Genomic DNA, 21,443 nt, shown 5'->3' with positions numbered 1-21,443 from the left:
AGCGATACAGCTTAACTGCCCGCACCAGATGATGGCGGCTTAAGGGGATTAATTAGCTTAACCCCAGCAACATCGCGCCAATAAGCCATAAACCCAGCAAATTCAGACTGAGCTGCCAATGCTTGGATTTGTTGCGCTTGTGCCTTGTGGACCTTGGCATCTGCACCTGTGGGCTGCCTTAGCTGATCAACACGATACAGAATAGTGCCGACCCCAGGATTCTGAACAGAAACCAGCGCAGGAAATTTATCAGGGTTAGTGGACATTACCTCATCAAGCGCTCCGCCAATTAAGTTTGCAGGCTTATTGCGAGAAACCCAAATTGGGCTTGCAAAACCGGCTGCACTTTTAGGATCTTTTTCTAGCGAAGCTAAGCGCTCAGCTGCTGCGCTGATGGCAAGCTTTTCAGCCATGCGCTGGCTAACTTGACGTTTCACTTCTGCCGCCACATCTTTAAATGGCAAAGTTTGTGCTGGGTGGAAGGTGATAACACGTGCTGAAACAAAAACACCAGGGGATGTTTGCACTGCTTCAATATTACGTTTGTTCTTAACAGCTTCATCGCCAAATAAAGATTGGACTACCTTAGGATTGGCCAATGGGTGATCTTTAGCAACACCCATTGCTCCAGAGCGAGTGACACCCTTTTGGGTTTGGACATTGAGCTTTAATTTATCTGCTGCTGGCTTAAGACTGTCTGACTGGTCATAAGTGATATTGGCAAATTGATCTGCTTTATCGCTAAATACTTTGGCATCTTCTTTTGGATCAGCTTTGAGAACGATGTACTCGACATCCACATACTCTGGACTCTCAAATAGCTTTGTGTTGGCGTTATAGAAAGCCTGCAGGTCTTCTTGGGATGGATTTACCTTGCTTAGGTAATCTTTGGCATCAAATGATAGGGACTGAACTTGACGCTCAGCCTCATAAAGGGTTGAAACGATTTCAGATAATTTTGGACTGCCGATTTCTGTCCGAGCTACAGAATTCACCAATTGGCTAATTTTTAAATCAAAAGCCTGGCTGGCATAAAACTGCTCTTCGTTTAAACCATTACTAGCCAAGAGCTGCTTGAAGCGCGCATCATCAAAACTTCCATCTTGCTTATATAGGGCGCGAATCTGCGGAATATTTTGCAAACTCTTAACGAGAGCCTCCTTGCCAACTTGTAAACGTAAATTGCTGACTGCAAATCCAAGGATGCGTTGTTGCAATAGCTCATTCAAAATTGCCTGTCTAAATTGGAGGCTTTGAGCAATCTGAGCGTTTCCACCAACGCGCTCAGCTTGACGTTTCGCAGCTGAATCTACTTCCTGAGCAGTAATGGGTTTGCCGTTAACTTTGACAATGTCAGTCTCTTTGTCCATGAAGCTGGAATAGCTAGAGATTCCAAAGAAGGCAAAAGATGGGACGATCAAAAGCATTAATACAAACTGCAGAATTCGCTGGTGCTTACGGACGGTATCAAACATGTAAAAGTTCGCTAGTAAAAAAGATGAATACCACGAGTGTACAAGGCGCTGGGCTGATGGGTATTGAAATGCCTGAGTAGGCCAAGAAATGCAAAAGAAGGTAATAGTTTGGTGGGCGCTGAGAGGCTCGAACTCCCGACATTCTGCGTGTAAGGCAGACGCTCTACCAACTGAGCTAAGCGCCCCAAAATATTACAGCTAAGATTGTAACCTAAGCGTGAGCTTAGGGTGGATTTTCGGCTAAACCTGCCTCATTAGATGAGTAGGATTTAACGAAAAATCACCCTATTTTCAGTGCTTAAGAACGTCTGAAGCAGCACCCTTTTCATTTGCCTTACTGGCTTCAGCGGCCTTTTTAGCCAACTCTTCAGGCGAAGGATCTGGCAAGGCTTCGGGCATACGTTCTAAAGCCAATTCCAATACTTTATCGATCCAACGAACTGGAATAATCTCAATTGCATTCTTAACATTGTCTGGAATATCAATCAGGTCTTTGACGTTCTCTTCAGGAATTAAGGCAAGCTTAATACCACCACGATGAGCAGCCAAAAGCTTCTCTTTTAATCCGCCAATAGGTAGCACTTCACCACGTAACGTAATTTCACCTGTCATGGCGACATCTGAACGAATCGGAATCCCAGTAAAGACGGATACCAAGGCTGTCGTAATCGCAATACCAGCAGATGGGCCATCCTTTGGTGTTGCGCCATCTGGGAAGTGAATATGAATATCCTTCTTCTCAAAAGCCTCATCCGTAATGCCAAGTCGTTTAGATCTAGAGCGAACTACTGTTCTAGCAGCCTCAACGGATTCTTTCATCACATCGCCAATAGAACCGGTGCGGGTAATAACACCCTTACCTGGCATCACAGCAGCTTCGATGGTGAGCAAATCACCACCCACTTCAGTCCAAGCCAAACCGGTAACCTGACCAACTTGATTTTCTTTTCCGGCCAAACCAAAGTCATACATGCGTACCGATAAGAATTTCTCTAAATTATCCGCATTCACAACAATCGGGGCAGCTTCTTTTTTTAAGAGCAATAGCTTTACTACTTTGCGGCAAATCTTGCTGATTTCACGTTCTAAAGAACGCACGCCAGCCTCACGCGTATAGTAACGAATCATATTACGAACTGCGCTATCTTCAATCTTGAGCTCGTCCTTCTTTAAGCCATTATTTTTGATTTGTTTAGGAATCAAATAATTCACAGCAATACTGGTCTTTTCATCCTCGGTATAGCCAGCCAGGCGAATAATCTCAAGACGATCTAACAATGGGCCAGGAATATTCAAGGAGTTCGAGGTAGCGACAAACATCACATCTGAGAGATCAAAGTCAACCTCTACATAGTGATCTTGGAAGGTGTGATTTTGTTCTGGATCTAAAACCTCCAACAAGGCACTAGCTGGATCACCGCGGAAATCCATACCCATCTTGTCTACTTCATCCAGAAGGAATAAAGGATTGCGAACGCCCACCTTGGTAAGGCTACTCAAAATCTTACCAGGCATCGAACCAATATAGGTACGACGGTGACCACGAATCTCAGATTCATCACGCACACCGCCTAAGGCCATGCGGACAAATTTTCGATTGGTCGCACGCGCAATAGATTGACCTAAAGAAGTTTTACCAACACCAGGAGGGCCGACTAAACAAAGAATTGGGGCCTTGACACGATCAACACGTTGTTGAACTGCTAGGTACTCCAAAATGCGTTCCTTGACCTTATCCAAGCCATAGTGATCCTCATCCAATACTTTCTCAGCATTAGTAAGGTCGTTGTTAATCTTGGTTTTTTTCTTCCAGGGTAGATTCACCAGCGTATCAATAAAGTTACGGATGACTGTTGCCTCTGCAGACATGGGCGACATCAACTTAAGCTTCTTAAGTTCTGATTCTGCCTTTTTCAATGCTTCCTTAGGCATGCGCGCAGCCTTGATACGCTTCTCGAGCTCTTCGAGATCAGCGCCCTCTTCGCCTTCACCTAACTCTTTCTGAATCGCTTTTACCTGTTCATTGAGATAGTACTCGCGCTGACTCTTTTCCATCTGACGCTTTACACGTCCACGAATACGCTTCTCAACCTGAAGAATATCAATCTCACTTTCCAGATCAGCCAACAAACTTTCCAAGCGTTGTACAACATCCATCATTTCAAGTAAGCGTTGTTTTTGCTCTAGCTTCACAGGTAGATGAGCGCAGATGGTGTCAGCCAAACGACTTGGATCATCTATTCCGCCCAGAGAAGAGAGTATCTCTTGAGGAACTTTTTTATTGAGTTTTACGTATTGATCAAACTGCGCCATGATTGCGCGACGCAAAGCCTCTGTTTCATGCGCGTCAATTGCATTGATGGCAGTTGGTGTAGCTTCGCAATTGAAGTAACCAAGACTATCTTCAATTTGACTAACTTCAGCGCGCTGAACACCTTCAACAAGCACTTTTACAGTGCCATCAGGCAACTTGAGCATCTGCAAAATATTGGCGATACAGCCCACCTCATAGAGATCCTCAATGACGGGCTCATCTTTAGCAGCCGTTTTTTGAGCCACCAAAAGAACGTTTTTGCCCGTTTCCATAGCCGCTTCGAGCGCTTTAATCGATTTAGGGCGACCCACAAAGAGTGGAATCACCATATGAGGAAATACAACTACGTCCCTTAAAGGGAGTAAAGGTAGTTGAATCGGTTCAGAGGGTAGTAATAAGTGGCCAGGCATGGGGCAAATCCTCCAAAGTAATCAAACCTCAAAAGTCTTCATTAGTAGCAATTGAATTAACAACCACTAAATACAGACATTATTCATAAGTAGCATACTACCTATATGGGTGGGCTTTAGAGAAAAACAAGGGGTAAAAAGACAAAAACGGGGCAAAAATGCCCCAAAAATAGCAAAAACCCTAAGAATTTATGCTTTTTTGCTTAAATCCGCCTGATCAGCATCATGTTTGTAGACTAAAAGTGGTTTTCCGCCATCAGCAATGCTACTTTCGTCTATAACAACTTTTTGGACATTCTTCAGGGATGGCAGGTCATACATGACATCCATCAAAGAACCTTCAAGGATGGATCTCAGGCCACGAGCACCAGTTTTGCGGGCGATTGCCTTCTTGGCAATGGCAGATAATGCCTCGCGACGTACTTCGAGGTCAGAGCCCTCCATAGTTAAAAGCGCCTGATATTGCTTAACTAAGGCATTTTTAGGTTCAGTCAGAATCTGAATTAAAGCCTCTTCATCCAATTGAGCCAAAGTCGCAACAACGGGCAAGCGTCCAATCAACTCTGGAATCAAGCCAAACTTAATAAGATCTTCTGGCTCAACTTCAATCAAGAGATCACTTACACCGCGGTCATCTTTACCAGGAACAGTTGCATTGAATCCAATACCTGTTTTAGCAGTACGCTGCTGAATGACTTTTTCAAGTCCATCAAATGCACCACCACAAATAAACAAAATATTCGTTGTATCTACTTGCAAGAAATCTTGATTAGGATGCTTGCGTCCACCTTGAGGTGGCACAGAAGCCATCGTGCCTTCAACCAGCTTTAACAGCGCTTGCTGCACACCCTCACCAGATACATCACGGGTAATAGACGGGTTATCTGACTTGCGTGAAATCTTATCAATCTCATCAATATAGACAATTCCGCGCTGTGCTTTTTCTACGTTGTAGTCGCAAGCTTGCAATAATTTTTGGATGATGTTTTCAACGTCTTCACCGACATAACCTGCTTCAGTTAAGGTAGTTGCATCAGCCATCACAAATGGGACATCCAACATACGAGCCAATGTCTGGGCCAATAATGTTTTACCTGAGCCAGTAGGACCAATCAACAAGATATTGCTCTTTGCAAGCTCTACACCATCAACCATTGCTTTAGCGGGGAGCTTAGATTCTTTCTTTTCTGTGCCCTCTACTGGCTTGCAGTCCTTATCCAGTTTCTCTTTTTTAGGCTTAGGTAAATACTGTAGGCGCTTGTAGTGGTTGTATACGGCAACTGCTAATGTTTTTTTGGCATGATCTTGACCAATAACGTATTGGTCCAAGTTTTCACGAATTTGATGTGGCGTTGGTAAAGAATCATCGCCCTCTTCCTTAGGAAGCTTGGCAATTTCTTCTTGAATGATATCTGTGCAAAGATCAATGCACTCATCGCAAATAAAAACAGATGGACCAGCAATCAGTTTTTTTACTTCATGCTGACTCTTGCCGCAAAAAGAGCAATACAGAACTTTGTCTGCTGAATTCGTAGTGTTGGTATCGCTCAAAATGGGCTCTGTATATATTTATGAAGGTTTAAGGACGTTTCTCGATAACCTTGTCGATCAAGCCATAGTCACGAGCTTGCTCTGCAGACATAAAGTTGTCGCGATCAGTATCCTTGGCAATCGTTTCGATTGATTGACCGGTGCGGTCAGCCAAAATTTTGTTCAAGCGCTCACGCAAATACAAAATCTCACGAGCTTGAATCTCAATGTCAGATGCTTGACCACGTGCACCACCTAATGGCTGGTGAATCATGACACGTGAGTTTGGCAAAGCATAACGCTTACCTTTTTCACCGGCACACAATAAAAATGCGCCCATACTTGCAGCCATTCCCATGCACAATGTGCTGACATGAGGCTTTATGAATTGCATTGTGTCGTAGATAGCCAATCCCGCAGAAACTGAGCCGCCTGGAGAGTTGATATACAGAGAAATTTCTTTATCTGGATTTTCACTCTCAAGGAACAGCAATTGCGCGATTACCAAATTAGCAGTTTGGTCGTTGACCTCCCCAACCAAAAAAACTACTCGTTCACGCAATAATCTAGAGTAAATATCGTAAGCACGCTCGCCTCTACCAGAGGTTTCAATCACCATTGGAACCAAGCCCAAGCCTTTTGGTTCTAGATTTTCAGACTGAGAATGGTTGTAGATCATAACGAAACCTCTTGTGGGTAAATGGATGACTTAGTAGTTGACTTAGTTTAGCTTGCTGAGTTCTTCGAAGGTAACCGCTTTATCAATTACCTTGGCTTGGGATGTGAAATACTTAATCACATTATCTTCAAGCACGAGGTTTTCGATATCCTTCAAGCGACTTGGATTGCTGTAGAACCAACGCACCACTTCTTTTGGATCTTCGTATGTAGCAGCTTGCTCGTCAATTTCGGCTTTAATTTGATCCGCAGTAGCGGCCAGATTTTGCTTCTTAACTAGCTCACTCAAAATCAAACCAAGACGAACACGCTTGGTAGCTTGCTCCGCAAAAATCTCAGCAGGGATTGGAGCATCTTTAGCATTCGGAACGCCGCGTTGCATTAAGTCTTGACGGGCGCCTTCAACTAAGCGCTCTTGCTCGGAGGCGACTAAAGACTTGGGAACATCAAGTTCGCACAAGCTATTGAGCTTGTCCATCACTTCATTCTTGAGCAAAGAAGTAATACGACGTTTTACTTCGCGATCTAAATTCTCTTTTACTTCAGCACGCATTTTCGCAACGCCGCCTTCAGTAACACCTAAAGACAATGCAAATGTATCATCAACGGCGGGTAGATGCGGCCAATTTACTGATTTCACAGTAATAGTGAACTCAGCAGTTTTGCCTGCAACGTCTTTACCGTGATAATCAGCAGGGAAACTTAATGGGAAAGATTTGCTCTCACCTACTTTAAGTCCCAATGTTGCAGCTTCAAACTCAGGCAGCATGCGCCCTTCACCCAGAACGTATTCAAAGTTTTCTGCTTTACCACCGGCAAACTCAACACCATCAATCTTGCCAACAAAATCAATCACCACTTGGTCACCATTTTGAGCTGCAAGATTAGAGCCGCCATCGCCATGAGCACCAGCCTCACCGCGTGGGTGGTAATGAACCTGTTGTTTACGCAGCACATCTAAGGCGCGGTCAATTTCTGCTTCGCCAATATCGGTTGTGTGTTTGGTAACTTCCGCCTTACTAAAGTCACCAATTTTTACTTCTGGCAACACTTCAAAGAAGGCATCAAAAACAATCTTGTCGGCATCGATTTCACTCTTTGGCTCAAGACGTGGTTGACCAGCTAAAGCAACACCTTCTTTTTGGGCTTGGTCATAAAAGAGTTCAGCAGCTTTATCAAACTGGAGCTCGAAGTCCACTTGCATGCCATGTTGTTTTTCAACGAGATTCTTTGGTACCTTGCCTGGGCGGAAGCCGGCCATTTTCATGGTCTTACCAACTTTAGCTAAACGGGCTTCCCGCGCTTTTGCCAAATCGGCACGAGCGAATTCCAAAGTCATTTTGCGGTCTAGTGAACCTAAATTTTCTATCTGCACAGCCATTCTCGTCTCTTAATTGAAATCTGGAAATGTGAAGTCCAAGCCAAGTAGCAATCTTGTGGTGCGAGGAGGGGGACTCGAACCCCCACACCATTTCTGGCGTCAGGACCTAAACCTGGTGCGTCTACCAATTTCGCCATCCTCGCGATATCCGCAAACTGCCAAGCCTAGACTTCACTCTAAAGACCGTAATTCTACAATGCCTAGGGTTTTAGAGAATCTTTTAGGCCTTGTAGAGCAAAGCAACGGCGTGGACGGCAATGCCCTCGCCTCTACCTAAATGGCCCAGGGATTCATTTGTCTTAGCCTTAAGATTGACGTGACTGGGGGTCACAGCCAAATCTGCAGCAATATTGCGGACCATTTCTGGCAAAAAATCCGCCAATTTCGGCTTTTGGCAAATAATCGTGGCATCTACGTTGCCAATCTGAAATGCCGCTGCCTGGATCTTTTGCAAGGCCGCTCTGAGCAAGATTCGACTATCCATATCCTTAAATTGAGGATCAGTATCCGGAAATAACTGCCCAATATCATTTAAGCCCGCAGCCCCCAATAAAGCGTCAGTTAATGCATGCAGTAAGGCATCAGCATCGGAGTGGCCCAATAAACCCTTTTCATAAGGCACGTGGACTCCACCCAGAATCAACTTTCGGTCTGCTACTAATGCATGCACATCGTAACCCTGACCAATGCGAAATTGCGGAATATGGGGATTGCTTTGAGTCATATTGGATTTCTCATTGTTTGGCGCGGGAACTTAACAGCAATTGCATTAACTCCCAATCGGCTGGATGGGTAACCTTAAAGTTACGAGCGGCACCTTCAATCAATAAAGGTTTAGCTCCAGTTAACTCGATTGCGCTAGCCTCATCAGTAACGTCAGCTTCAAGGCGGATAGCATCCTGAAGGGCATCATGCAATTGTTTTAATCCAAACATCTGTGGCGTTTGCGCTTGCCAGAGATGCTCGCGTGGAATAGTTCTCTCTGAGTGTGGGATGTTTCCAGCAATCACTGAATCTAGATCAGCCTGCTTTAAGGTATCAGCCAAGGGAACAGCTAGGATGCCACCACTATTAGATGCCTGTACTGAGTGAATGAGTTTCTCAATTAATGCCGGGGTGATACCTGGTCTAGCTGCATCATGAACCAGTATCCAGTCATCCTCAGGAATTCCAGCCTTTAGCATTGCAGCTAGAGTATTTCGGACCGTTTCTTGTCGAGTTGGTCCACCAGTTGCTACAACATGTATATCAGCCCCAGTGTTGGCGATAGTTCCTAAGATGGGGTTCTCGATAAAGCCAGGGCTGACACCAATCCAAATAGACTGGATCAGCGGAGATCCCTTAAAGGCTTCTAGCGCATAAGAGACCATGGGTTTGCCGGCTAGTTGCTGAAACTGCTTAGGCAACTCACCACCTAGGCGCGAGCCAGTCCCTGCTGTTGGTAAAAGGGCATGGCATTTCTTAATGGAATGATTTCCGGAGTGCATACCTGATTCTATAATGAGCGGAGATGTCTGATGCATTAAATCCAGCACCCCCCATACCCGCTCCACGGGCTGGGCAGCGCTTTACCTTTTCGGGCCTGGTAGGCTCGGCAGATGCTGCCTTAATCGCTCAAACCGCCCTGCGCTACCGCGATCAGTTTTCAGTGATGGTCATTTTTTGCGCTCAAGCCCAGGAAGCCCAGAGGCTTCTAGAAGAAATTCCCGCTTTTGCTCCGCAGCTAATAACCAGGCTTTTGCCTGATTGGGAAATTCTTCCCTATGACCATTTTTCACCGCATCAAGATTTGGTTTCAGAACGACTCGCCACTCTGTATGAATTGCTGAATGGTAGTTGCGACATTGTTTTGGTTCCAGTGACAACTGCTTTGCAAAGATTGGGGCCGCCGAACTTTTTATCTGGCCATACTTTTTTCTTTCGGCAAGGTGACAAACTCAATGAAGCTGCACTAAAGCTGCAACTGCAACAAGCTGGCTATGATCCTGTGAGCGCCGTAATGCGTCCAGGTGAATATAGTATTCGGGGTGGTTTGTTTGATTTATTTCCAATGGGATCGAATCTGCCATACAGATTAGATCTCTTTGGTGATGAAATTGAACAGATTCGGGCGTTTGATCCGGATACGCAACGAAGCCTTTACCCCGTCAAGGAAGTCCGCCTTCTTCCTGGCCATGAATTTCCATTTGATGATGCTTCACGAACCGCTTTTAGAGGTCGCTGGAGAGAAGTATTTGAGGGTGATCCAAGTCGCTGCTCCATTTACAAAGATGCCAACCAAGGCATACCTAGCGCAGGCATTGAATCCTACCTACCTCTCTTCTTTGAAGAGAAATCCAATCTTTTTGATTACTTCCCTCGCTCAGGCGATCCCGTATGGCTTGTCAGCATTGGTGATGTTGAAGAAACTATCAAGGGGTTTTGGAAGGACACACTTTCTCGTTATGAGTTCCTCAAACACGATCTTGATCGCCCCATCCTTCCTCCAAAAGAATTATTTCTTGATGTCGATGAATTTTTCAGCACCTCTAAATCGTACGCACGATTAACGCTTGAAAAGGACGGTGCCGAGAAAAGTCAATTCCTAGCGGTACCGGATATTGCCGTGCATCGCCGCGATACAGATCCGATCAACCTATTGCGCAAAGTAGTGTCATCTGAAACGGTTCGCGTACTTGTTTGTAGCGATAGTGCGGGTCGTAAAGAATCAATTCGACAACTCTTTGATGAAAGTAATTTGGTTGCCGGACTGGACGGCAACGTGCTCTACCCACTAAAGCCAGAGAGCTTCGAAAGTATTGCCGAGTTTATTAGGAGCGATTCATTATTTGGGCTGGTAACTGCACCACTCTTTAATGGGTTTTCATGGCCAGCCGAAAATCTCCTGGTCATTACCGAGGCAGAGTTATTCACCACAACAGCACGACAGAGGCGTAAAGGTAAAAGTAATGAGAATGCTGATCCTGACATGCTCTTTAAGGATCTGTCTGAGCTAAAGATTGGCGATCCCGTAGTTCATGCTGAACATGGCATTGGTCGCTACCAGGGATTAGTACTTCTGAATTTAGCTCCGCCTAAAGAGGCGCCAATTTTTGAAGAGTTTTTGCATTTGCAATACTCAGGTGAAGCTACACTGTATGTTCCTGTTCAGCAGCTGCAAATGGTTACGCGTTATGCGGGATCTGACCCTGATTCAGCACCACTGCATCAATTAGGCTCGGGCCAATGGGATAAGGCCAAACGCAAGGCTGCCCAACAAATTAGAGATACCGCAGCCGAGCTATTGGGTCTGTATGCAGCCAGAGCAATACGCAAGGGTCATGCTTTTGAATTCTCAGCTCATGACTATGCTGCTTTTGCAGAAAGCTTTGGCTTTGAGGAAACTCCTGACCAAGCCAATGCTATTGCAGCCGTTATTGGCGATATGACGAGCGGTACGCCAATGGATCGCTTGGTCTGTGGAGATGTTGGTTTTGGGAAAACCGAAGTAGCGCTCCGAGCAAGCTTTGTTGCAGTCATGGGCGGAAAACAAGTTGCCATTTTGGCGCCAACCACCCTACTAGCCGAACAACATGTGGCCACCTGGAAAGATCGCTTTGCCGATTGGCCGGTACGCATTGTGGAATTGTCACGCTTTAAAACAACCAAGGAAATTAATGCAGCCCTAGAGGCCATTGCCAAAGGTGATGCGGACATCATTATTGGTACACATAAGTTACTTTCCAAGGAGACGCAATTTGCCAATCTTGGCCTAGTGATTGTGGATGAGGAACATCGCTTTGGAGTACGCCAAAAGGATGCTCTCAAGGCATTGCGCGCCGAAGTCGATATTCTGACGCTAACCGCTACACCCATCCCAAGAACCTTGGGCATGGCTATGGAAGGTTTACGTGAGTTTTCTATTATTGCCACTGCCCCACAGAAACGTCTGGCGATTAAGACCTTCGTTCGTCGCGAAGGAGATGGCGTTATTCGTGAGGCCGTGCTTCGTGAAATAAAACGTGGCGGCCAGGTTTACTTCCTGCATAACGAAGTTGAAACGATACAGAATCGCAAACACTTTTTACAAGAACTCATTCCAGAGGCGCGCATTAGTGTTGCACACGGACAGATGCATGAACGGGAGCTGGAATCGGTCATGCGTGAATTTGTTACCCAGCGTACCAATATTTTGCTGTGCACCACGATTATTGAGACCGGTATTGACGTACCCACAGCCAATACCATCATCATGCACCGCGCCGACAAGTTTGGTTTAGCTCAATTACATCAACTGCGTGGCCGTGTAGGCCGCTCACATCACCAGGCTTATGCTTATTTACTAGTGCCAGATCCTGAGGCACTCAGTAAGCAAGCGCAGTTGCGTCTTAATGCCATTCAAGCCATGGAAGAGCTTGGCTCTGGCTTCTACTTAGCTATGCATGATCTAGAAATTCGAGGGGCTGGTGAGGTCCTAGGTGATAAACAATCCGGTGAAATTCATGAGATTGGCTTCCAGCTGTATACCGAGATGCTCAATCGTGCTGTTAAGTCCCTGCGCAGTGGAAAGGAGCCTGATTTACTCTCGCCATTGCAAGCAACCACCGATGTAAATCTTGGCGTTCCCGCTCTATTTCCAGAGGACTACTGCCCTGACGTTCACGAGCGTCTATCCTTATATAAGCGTTTTGCAGGTACAAATGATTTCACAGAGCTAATGGGATTGCGCGAAGAATTGGTTGATCGTTTCGGCGACCTTCCTGATCAAGCTAAATCGTTTTATGAGACTCACCGTCTACGTTTAGAGATGACCGGTTTTGGAATTAAAAAGATTGATGCTACGCCTGCATCTATACAGATTCAATTCATCCCAAATCCGCCCATTGATCCAATGAAGATCATTCAACTCATCCAATCTTCTAAGCACATTCAGCTAAATGGTCAGGATAAGTTAAAAGTACTTCCTCAGAAAGACCGTGAGTTCGAGAAGTTAGAACAACGCCTTGACGCTATACGCAACATCTTGCGACGCCTCAACGATTCCGCAGTGTTGAGCACTGCAAAAGTAAGCTAACTATCCGATATTATTCAGCTATGCCTAAACACCAAGTCCTTGTGACGTTATCTAGAGAACCGATTGCCGATAAGCTCGTATTTTCATTAAAAGATCAGGCCTTAAAGTTTGGCATTTCGCTGCACTCTAATGGCGGTCAAATCAGTAATGGAAGCTACTACTCTGAGCGTTTTGAATCTGGAGCCCAACTAGATACAACTCAACGTGAGCATCTGCGAACTATTGCAGCAAGCTTTAATGCCGACCTGTGCTTTCTAAAGCCAGATCTGACGCCACAAGACATCTGCGTACTAGCAATGGATATGGATTCAACGTTGATTAATATTGAATGCATTGATGAGATTGCTGACTTTACAGGCAAGAAGTCCGCAGTAGCTGAAATTACTGAAGCTACTATGCGCGGTGAAATCAAAGACTTTAAAGAAAGTCTAATTAGGCGCGTTGCACTTTTGGAAGGTGTACATGCTGATGCACTCGAATCTGTTTACCGAGAACGCTTACGACCTAATCCTGGAGCAGCAGAGCTTTTAGCTGGCGCTCATCAGCGCGGTTTGTACACGCTGCTTGTTTCAGGGGGGTTTACTTTCTTTACTGAAAAATTACGTCAAGAACTTGGCTTTAAACAAACGCAGGCTAATACACTCGAAATCGTGGATAACAAATTGACAGGTCGAGTCCTTGGCGACATTGTTGATGGGGTAGCTAAGGCTGCTCATCTGGACGAAGCCTGTATCCGCCTTGGCTGCACCAAAGCGAATGCCATCACCATGGGTGATGGTGCCAACGATCTGATGATGATGAATGGCTCTGGCATCAGTGTTGCATACCAAGCAAAGCCGGTCGTCAAAGAAAAAGCCGATGCGGCTTTTGACCGCGTCGGCTTAGATGCTGCTTTACTACTGATCTCTTAGGCTTGTACCCAAGAGATCGGGGTAATAGTTATGTTTCTATGTTTATAAACGCTCAAAAATAGTAGCGATACCTTGACCACCACCAATACACATTGTTACCAAAGCATATTTACCTTGAACGCGGTGTAACTCATGGATTGCCTTAGTAGCAATCGCTGCGCCAGAACAGCCAATTGGGTGGCCCAAAGCGATTGCACCACCGTTGACGTTAGTCTTGGCCGGATCTAAGCCCAAACCTTTAGTAACCGCCAACGCTTGAGCAGCAAAAGCCTCGTTAGACTCAATGACGTCCATTTGATCTAATTTCAGACCGGCGCGCTCAAGAGCTAATTTGGTTGCGGGAATTGGGCCTTCACCCATGATGTGGTTTGGAACTCCAGCTACTGCATAAGACACCAAACGAGCGATAGGCTTATGACCAGCTTTCTTTGCTGTTTCAGCATCAGCCAATACAAAGAATGCGGCACCATCATTAATACCCGATGCATTACCAGCCGTTACGGAACCACCCTCTTTTTTGAACACTGCCTTCATCTTGGCAAGTGTTTCCATCGTAGTTTCAGGCTTCACATGCTCATCGGTATCAAACACTACATCACCCTTACGAGTTTTAATAGTGATTGGCACGATCTGAGATTTAAAGCGACCTTCTTTAATTGCATTGGCTGCACGACGATGGGATTCCATAGCCAGAGCATCTTGCTCATCACGTGTTAACTTCCATTTTTCAACGAGATTTTCCGCTGTAACGCCCATATGACCAACACCAAATGGGTCAGTCAAAATACCAACCATCAAGTCGATCATTTTGGTATCGCCCATGCGTGCGCCGCTGCGCATCGCTGGGGAGCCATACATGCCGCGGGACATTACTTCAACGCCACCACCAACACCGTAATCACAATCACCCAACATAATTTGCTGTGCGGTTGTAACGATTGCTTGCAAGCCAGAGCTACACAAACGATTTAATGCCATTGCTACTGATTCCATTGGCAAGCCAGCTTGGATCGATGCAACACGGGCGACATACCCATAGCGGCTATCTGTAGGGATAGTATTGCCTACGGTGATGTAATTAATCAGCGCCGGATCTACACCTGAACGTGCTACCGCCTCTTTCATCACGATACCGCCGAGCTCGGAAGGCTCAAAACTACTCAGAGCACCGTTAAATGTACCAATTGCGGAGCGAACTGCACTTAAGACAACGACATCACGACTCATATCAATCCCCTTTGCTAAGCCCAATTGTTGGGCTGACTTTGTACTAAATAAGTAATCCTACTATCAGTTTTATTGCATTCGTCAAGTTTCGGCTATTAGGTCATGCCCTTGGGAGCTAATCACAGTAGCCTTGATGATTTCACCGGCACGATAGCGCTTAGAAGGCTTGCTAGGGGGCAAAACCCTCACTAGACCATCAATTTCTGGGGCATCGCCAATGGTTCTGCCAATTCCGCCAGATTCATCTACCCGATCAATGATGACCTGAATGCGTTTGCCTATTTTTTTAGCAAGCCGTTTGATGGAAATATCTTCGGCTTTAGCCATAAACCTAGCGCGCCGCTCTTCTCGTAATTCAGCAGGAACTGGATTATCTAATTGGTTTGCAGTAGCGCCATCAACAGGAGAGTAGGCAAAACAACCGGCCCGATCAATTTGAGCCTCTTCCAAGAAATTGAGGAGATGCTCAAACTCCTCCTCAGTTTCCCCGGGAAAGCCTGCAATGAAGGTGCTTCGAACAACCAAATCGGGACAGGCCTCACGCCACGCTAAGATGCGTTCCAAATTCTTCTCGCCACTCGCTGGACGCTTCATACGCTTAAGAACGTCAGGGTGCGAATGCTGCAGTGGAATATCTAAATACGGAAGAACACCATAACCATGCTCTGAGAACTCCGCCATCAAAGGCAAAACATCATCCACATGTGGATATGGATAAACGTAATGCAATCTGACCCAGGCCTGATGTTCACGCGCAATTTGATTTAACGAATTGACCAAATCAAACATTTTGGTTTTGACTGGTTTGCCATCCCAAAAGCCAGTGCGATATTGAATATCAACACCATAGGCACTTGTATCCTGAGAAACAACTAGCAACTCTTTTACGCCAGACTCAAATAATCTTTTTGCTTCAAGCAACACCTCACCAATCGGCCGTGAAACCAAATCACCACGCATATTGGGAATGATGCAGAAAGTGCAGCGATGGTTACAGCCTTCACTAATTTTGAGATAGGCGTAATGCTTAGGGGTGAGCTTGACACCAGCCGGGGGAACTAAATCCGTGAAGGGATCATGCGGCTTAGGCAGATGCAAATGAATGGCTTGCATTACCTCGTCGGTAGCATGAGGGCCTGTAACGGCGAGGACTTTGGGGTGAATGCTTGAAATGAGGTCGCTACCGTCAGCATTTTTTCTCGCACCCAGACAACCAGTCACAATGACTTTGCCATTTTCAGCAAGCGCCTCGCCAATAGCAGAAAGACTTTCTTCCACGGCGGAGTCGATAAAGCCACAGGTGTTCACAACTACAAGATCAGCGCCAGAATAATCCTTGGCAGTCTCATATCCCTCAGCACTCAATTGCGTCAGGATAAGCTCAGAGTCTACAAGTGCCTTAGGGCATCCTAAGGATACAAATCCAATTTTCCCAGCCACAACTATTCTTTTTCAGTTTTATTGGGCTGAGGGGTAAATGGAAAGTTTCCAAAAATATTTTGAGAACCCTGCACCTGTTCTTGCATTTTGATAAAGAGATCTTTACTTTGCTCCATGTAGTTACCCATCAAGCCTTGCATCAGCGGGTTTTGGAGATTCATCATTTGTGACCATGCCTCTGGTGTACTGCCAGCACCGAGACCCTTCGTTTGATCGCCAAGCTTATTGTGAATGTCCACAAATGATTGCATGGTCTTCTCAAGATAGTTACCCATCAAACCCTGCATGGAGTTTCCATAAAAGCGAATGATTTGCGAAAGCATTTGTGATGAAAATACTGGTGCGCCACCAGCCTCTTCCTCAAGAATAATTTGCAGCAATATATTGCGCGTTAAATCTTCTTCAGTTTTGGCATCAACTACTTTAAATACTTCATTAGCCATAACCAAGTTTTTGATGTCAGATAGCGTGACGTATGTACTTGTCTGGGTGTCGTAGAGACGACGATTCGGATACTTCTTAATGAGCCGATCTTCGCCAGCTCGTTTAGCGCGGGTAACCATGTATTTTCCTTACTATTTACTGCATCGCAACATCAGCGTAGTTTAGCCTTAAGTTGTCCAAAAGGTAAATATGCTGTGTTGCGTACTGCACGTACTACAAATACTGAATTAATTGTTGCAGTGCAATATTAACCAGTGTGGATACCGCCGTTTAAGGAGAAGTCTGCACCAGTAGCATAGCCACCATCTTCAGAAGCTATCCAGCAGCAGATAGAGGCAATCTCTTCAGGAGTGCCCAAACGCTTGACTGGAATGCCAGAAACAATCTTCTCAAGGACATCTTCGCGGATAGCTTTAACCATATCAGTGCCGATATAACCAGGGGACACCGTATTTACAGTAACGCCCTTAGTGGCAACTTCTTGAGCTAGGGCCATAGTAAAGCCGTGTAGGCCTGCCTTTGCAGTGGAATAGTTCGCCTGACCAAACTGGCCCTTTTGACCATTGACAGAGGAAATATTAATAATCCGGCCCCAGTTATTTTCAACCATGCCATCAATCACTTGTTTGGTAACGTTAAACAAGGAATTCAGGTTGGTATCAATCACAGCTTTCCATGCGTCTGGGGTCATTTTGCGGAAAACGCTGTCACGGGTAATGCCGGCATTATTTACCAATACGTCTACACGACCTACTTCAGCCTTAACCTTCTCAAAGGCAGCGACCGTACTATCCCAATCGGAAACATTACCTTCGGAAGCAATAAAATCATAGCCCAAGGCTTTTTGCTCACCAATCCAGCGATCTTTACGCGGAGAATTTGGACCACAGCCTGCGATCACTTTAAAGCCATCTTTAGCTAAACGTTGGCAGATAGCGGTACCAATACCACCCATACCACCAGTTACATATGCGACTTTTTGAGACATTACTTTCCCCTTTTTAAAACCTTCGTTAATTATTAATTGAGTTCTGGCGTTGCTTTTTCTTTTACATACACGCCAGGTGCCGCTTCCATTTTTTTGTACTTAGCATTTCCAAAAGTAGTACCTGCTGGTTTCATTTCACCGCCAAATTGCGCAAGCCATTTGGTGTAATCAGGCCACCAACTTCCTGGAATTTGTTTTGCCCCCTCTAGCCACTCCTGGGCTGTTGGAGCAATCTTGTTATTTTCAAAGTAATAACGCTTATTTTTAGCCGGAGGATTGATCACACCCGCAATATGTCCAGAAGCGCCTAATACGAAACGATTTTTACCTTTCAGAAGATGAGTCGATTCGTAAGCAGACCTCCAAGGAACAATGTGATCTTCTTGGGATGCATATAAATATGCGGGGCAATTGATTTTTCCGAGATCCACTTTTTCACCGCAAATTTTTACTTTGCCGGGCTTCACTAAATCATTCTGCAAGTAGGTATGTCGAAGGTACCAGCAGTACATTGCGCCAGGAAGATTAGTGGAGTCGCCATTCCAATACAACAAATCAAATGGTGGGGGTGAATTACCTTTGAGGTAGTTCTCCACTACGTAGTTCCATACCAAATCATTCGGACGCAAGAATGAAAAGGTATTGCCTAAATCGAGGCCTGACATCATGCCGTACTTACCGCCCTTACCGCCAATAGAGTTCTCGCGCATCTCCACCATGCCTTCATCGATAAAGACATCCAGAATTCCGGTATCAGTGAAATCCAATAAGGTGGTTAGGAGCGTCAAGCTTGCTGCTGGGTGCTCGTCTCGGGCTGCCAGGACAGCCAACGCAGAGCTGGTTAAGGTCCCGCCAACACAAAATCCTAAAATATTAATTTGCTTGATATCGCCGATTTCTTTTACGACTTCAATTGCCTTGATAACACCCTTGCCTACGTAATCATCCCAACTTACTTCTGCCATGGAAGCATCTGGGTTCTTCCAAGAAACCAAAAACACGGTATGCCCTTGGCTAACCATGTGACGCACTACAGAGTTATCAGGCTGTAAATCGAGAATGTAATACTTATTGATGCACGGTGGCACCATTAAATAAGGGCGTTCAAATACTTGTTCTGTTAATGGCGTGTATTGAATTAACTCGAATAACTCATTACGAAACACCACATGACCCTCTGTAGTGGCAATATTTTTTCCCACTTCAAAAGCAGATTCATCTGTTTGAGAGACCTTACCTTTTTTCATATCCCCCAATAAATTTACAATCCCTTTTTGAATTGATTGTCCTTGGGAGCTAATAATGCTTTCTAATACCTCTGGATTGGTGGCAATAAAGTTAGATGGTGACAAAGCATCAATCATTTGCTCAGTAGTAAATAATATTTTCTGCTTTGACTTTTCGTCCGTCTCAACTGCTTTTGCTAACTCCATGAGATGCTTGGAATTAAGTAAATAAGTAGCAGCAATGACTTTGCTCCAGGATGAGTGCCAGGCCTTACCTGCAAAACGACGATCTTTAACCTCAATCGCTTCAGGATTGGTTGCAATGTGCGCTAATTCAGTGAAATATTCTTTTTGGATTTCAGATAAACGCTCTGGCGGAATGAGCGCCATATGATGCGGTGCCAAAGATGGTGTTGCACCGGTATTCATGCCTGCAAACATAGTAGTCTCTTCAATTAATTAAAGACATTCTCCGCCCTTAAGCACTATAGAGTTATACGCAATAACCCTAGCTTGGTGCACGGGCTAGTACTAACCCGCATGCTTTTGTGTACAAGCTATTTTTCAATCCAGATAGCTGAGGCAAATCTTCCAGTCTCACCATCACGACGATAAGAGAAAAACTGCTGCTGATCTCGAACGGTGCAATATTCACCGCCAAAAATCATTTTTATGCCGCAAGCCTCTAAACGCGCTCGAGCCAGCATGTAGATATCCGCCAGAAACTTTCCAGGTTTATGGGATATTTCAGTGAATGCATTCTTTGGAACAGGAGGGCCGGAGTCTTGAAACGACTTCACAACATCCTCCCCAACTTCAAATGATTCGGGTCCAATTGCTGGTCCTAACCAAGCCATGAAGTCTGCAGCAGTGGATCCGTCAGAAATTTTGAGCAGCTCAGTAATGGTGTTTTCCAGAATTCCAGTACAAAGACCCCTCCAGCCAGCATGCGCGGCACCCACTGTAGTACCTTTGGAGTTAGTAAATAACATTGGCAAGCAATCTGCCGTCATGATGACCAAAACCTCTTCAGGAACGTTAGTGACCGAGGCATCTGCCTCAATTGACATCCCTCGGTTTAAGTCTCGACTATTCGGAGTGCTTACTGTTGTTCGGTGAGTCTGCTTTAACCAGATAGGTTCGCCTGGCATCCCTTTAGTAAAAATTGTTCTATTAAGCAAAACAGCCTCAGTCCGGTCACCTACATGATTCCCCAGATTTAGAGAATCATATGGGGCTTGACTTACCCCGCCCAACCTTGTGCTTACTCGTGTGTGCACCGACTTTGGGGCGGGCCATTGAGGCTCAACCAAACTCATCAGCGTGACTCATTTTCAATAGAGGCCAACACGACAGATTCTTTCGGCAGAACTTCGTCACTCATTCCAACTTGCGGTAATAAGTCCAATAAATCCTGTGGTGGCAAGCGGAACCAAGTCATTAATTCATGCTTCACTGGATGTTGAAGACTTAAAGCAAAGGCATGTAAAGCCTGGCGATTAAATGAAAGATTTTTAGCCACGCCCGGAGCTTTTTTGCGGTAGACCGGGTCCCCTACCAACGGAAAGCCGAGTGATTCTAGATGGACGCGAATTTGATGCGTACGCCCCGTTTCCAGGCGACACTCTAACAAGGCAACAGGAGCCTCTCCGACCAAACCTTTGGCCAAGCGTCGAAATAAAGTAGCCGCCGGTTTTCCTTGTGGACTGCCTGCGGCCATCTTGAGGCGATCTCGCTGATCGCGCCCTACCGAAGCTAGGACTTTGCCTTGACTAGGGGCATCACCCCACACCCAAGCCAAATAGCGACGTCCCACCGTTCTTTCTTGAAGTTGACGTACCAGGGAGGTTTGGGCATGCGATGTTCTCGCCACGACCATCAGACCTGAGGTGTCCTTATCCAGGCGATGAACAATTCCCGCCCTTGGGAGTGACTTGAGCTCTGGATAGCGATGTAAGAGACCATTTAACAGGGTTCCAGACCAATTTCCAGCTGCTGGGTGAACCACTAGGCCTGGTGGCTTATTGACCACAATAATGGCCTCATCCTCGTAAACCACATCCAAGGGGATATTTTCAGGGCTGAAGGCAAATTGCTCCGGCATTTCCTGAGGAAAGACCTTAACGCTCTCGCCGCCATGGAGCAAATAGCGGGCTCTAGTAACCCTTCCATCGACCATAACGGCCCCAGCCTCAACCCAGGCTTTAAGGCGATTACGTGAATAATCAGGCAAAGACCCTGCTAGCACCTTGTCCAAGCGCTCGCCAGCCATCTCCAAAGGGATATCTAGGGAGATAAAATCCTCATCATCGATATAATCAATGGGATTCGAATCAGGAGTTTGCGGCAATGCCACGCTTAGAGAG

16 protein-coding genes and 2 tRNA genes are annotated in these 21,443 nt (G+C 45.6%); 2 read left to right on the top strand and 16 right to left on the bottom strand.

The features are described 5' to 3' along the window. Positions 1 to 11: 11 nt before the first annotated feature. The 9 genes from C2755_RS05090 to ispD all read right to left on the bottom strand — a co-directional run bounded on the left by C2755_RS05090 (position 12) and on the right by ispD (position 9,275). Positions 12 to 1,475, bottom strand: a complete 1,464-nt coding sequence (locus tag C2755_RS05090; RefSeq protein WP_215322158.1) for a peptidylprolyl isomerase — start codon at positions 1,473 to 1,475, stop codon at positions 12 to 14. A 109-nt stretch (positions 1,476 to 1,584) separates the two neighbouring features. Next, positions 1,585 to 1,660: transfer RNA gene (locus tag C2755_RS05085), tRNA-Val, on the bottom strand. Between the two features lie 106 nt (positions 1,661 to 1,766). Then, a complete protein-coding gene (lon, locus tag C2755_RS05080) occupies positions 1,767 to 4,199 on the bottom strand; it encodes an endopeptidase La (protein WP_215322156.1) in 2,433 nt (810 codons plus the stop codon). Between the two features lie 189 nt (positions 4,200 to 4,388). Further along, positions 4,389 to 5,750 carry an ATP-dependent Clp protease ATP-binding subunit ClpX gene (gene clpX / locus C2755_RS05075; RefSeq protein WP_215322148.1) on the bottom strand — a complete coding sequence of 454 codons (1,362 nt, stop codon included), beginning with the start codon at positions 5,748 to 5,750 and terminating at the stop codon, positions 4,389 to 4,391. Positions 5,751 to 5,778: 28 nt separating this feature from the next. Beyond that, positions 5,779 to 6,408: an ATP-dependent Clp endopeptidase proteolytic subunit ClpP gene (gene clpP / locus C2755_RS05070; RefSeq protein WP_072582405.1), complete on the bottom strand. Its 630-nt coding sequence runs from the start codon at positions 6,406 to 6,408 to the stop codon at positions 5,779 to 5,781. Between the two features lie 42 nt (positions 6,409 to 6,450). Continuing rightward, positions 6,451 to 7,788 (bottom strand): trigger factor, encoded by a 1,338-nt coding sequence (gene tig, locus C2755_RS05065; RefSeq protein WP_215322146.1) that lies wholly within the window; start codon positions 7,786 to 7,788, stop codon positions 6,451 to 6,453. A 56-nt stretch (positions 7,789 to 7,844) separates the two neighbouring features. After that, positions 7,845 to 7,931 (bottom strand) — tRNA-Leu (locus C2755_RS05060). Between the two features lie 77 nt (positions 7,932 to 8,008). Further along, entirely contained in the window at positions 8,009 to 8,512 is a 504-nt protein-coding gene (ispF, locus tag C2755_RS05055; RefSeq protein WP_215322145.1) for a 2-C-methyl-D-erythritol 2,4-cyclodiphosphate synthase, read from the bottom strand. A gap of 10 nt (positions 8,513 to 8,522) precedes the next feature. Beyond that, positions 8,523 to 9,275 (bottom strand): 2-C-methyl-D-erythritol 4-phosphate cytidylyltransferase, encoded by a 753-nt coding sequence (gene ispD / locus C2755_RS05050; RefSeq protein ID WP_215322143.1) that lies wholly within the window; start codon positions 9,273 to 9,275, stop codon positions 8,523 to 8,525. 23 nt (positions 9,276 to 9,298) lie between these two features. Between ispD and mfd the strand changes: the two genes are divergently transcribed. After that, positions 9,299 to 12,841 (top strand): transcription-repair coupling factor, encoded by a 3,543-nt coding sequence (gene mfd, locus C2755_RS05045; protein ID WP_215322141.1) that lies wholly within the window; start codon positions 9,299 to 9,301, stop codon positions 12,839 to 12,841. A gap of 20 nt (positions 12,842 to 12,861) precedes the next feature. Further along, positions 12,862 to 13,752 carry a phosphoserine phosphatase SerB gene (gene serB / locus C2755_RS05040; RefSeq protein WP_215322140.1) on the top strand — a complete coding sequence of 297 codons (891 nt, stop codon included), beginning with the start codon at positions 12,862 to 12,864 and terminating at the stop codon, positions 13,750 to 13,752. A 42-nt stretch (positions 13,753 to 13,794) separates the two neighbouring features. Here serB and C2755_RS05035 read toward each other — a convergent pair whose 3' ends face one another. The 7 genes from C2755_RS05035 to C2755_RS05005 all read right to left on the bottom strand — a co-directional run bounded on the left by C2755_RS05035 (position 13,795) and on the right by C2755_RS05005 (position 21,433). Next, positions 13,795 to 14,979 carry an acetyl-CoA C-acyltransferase family protein gene (locus C2755_RS05035; RefSeq protein ID WP_215322138.1) on the bottom strand — a complete coding sequence of 395 codons (1,185 nt, stop codon included), beginning with the start codon at positions 14,977 to 14,979 and terminating at the stop codon, positions 13,795 to 13,797. Between the two features lie 81 nt (positions 14,980 to 15,060). Next, the gene (rimO, locus tag C2755_RS05030) at positions 15,061 to 16,419 is read right to left on the bottom strand and encodes a 30S ribosomal protein S12 methylthiotransferase RimO (protein ID WP_215322136.1); all 1,359 of its coding nucleotides are present in this window, start codon (positions 16,417 to 16,419) and stop codon (positions 15,061 to 15,063) included. A 2-nt stretch (positions 16,420 to 16,421) separates the two neighbouring features. Next, positions 16,422 to 16,982, bottom strand: coding sequence for a polyhydroxyalkanoate synthesis repressor PhaR (phaR, locus tag C2755_RS05025; RefSeq protein ID WP_215322134.1), 561 nt, complete (start codon positions 16,980 to 16,982; stop codon positions 16,422 to 16,424). A 128-nt stretch (positions 16,983 to 17,110) separates the two neighbouring features. Next, positions 17,111 to 17,851, bottom strand: coding sequence for a 3-ketoacyl-ACP reductase (locus tag C2755_RS05020; RefSeq protein WP_072582397.1), 741 nt, complete (start codon positions 17,849 to 17,851; stop codon positions 17,111 to 17,113). A 32-nt stretch (positions 17,852 to 17,883) separates the two neighbouring features. After that, positions 17,884 to 19,518 (bottom strand): class I poly(R)-hydroxyalkanoic acid synthase, encoded by a 1,635-nt coding sequence (gene phaC / locus C2755_RS05015; protein ID WP_215322133.1) that lies wholly within the window; start codon positions 19,516 to 19,518, stop codon positions 17,884 to 17,886. A gap of 116 nt (positions 19,519 to 19,634) precedes the next feature. Continuing rightward, on the bottom strand, positions 19,635 to 20,396 hold the full coding sequence (gene pgeF / locus C2755_RS05010) for a peptidoglycan editing factor PgeF (RefSeq protein WP_215322132.1): 762 nt from the start codon (positions 20,394 to 20,396) through the stop codon (positions 19,635 to 19,637). After that, complete coding sequence (locus C2755_RS05005) at positions 20,396 to 21,433, bottom strand: RluA family pseudouridine synthase (RefSeq protein WP_251368552.1); 1,038 nt, start codon at positions 21,431 to 21,433, stop codon at positions 20,396 to 20,398. The genes pgeF and C2755_RS05005 overlap by 1 nt, the downstream gene beginning before the upstream one ends. Positions 21,434 to 21,443 lie beyond the last annotated feature (10 nt).

Source organism: Polynucleobacter sp. MWH-S4W17, from assembly GCF_018687535.1.
Lineage (GTDB): Bacteria > Pseudomonadota > Gammaproteobacteria > Burkholderiales > Burkholderiaceae > Polynucleobacter.
This window is presented reverse-complemented; position numbering and strand designations above follow the sequence as displayed.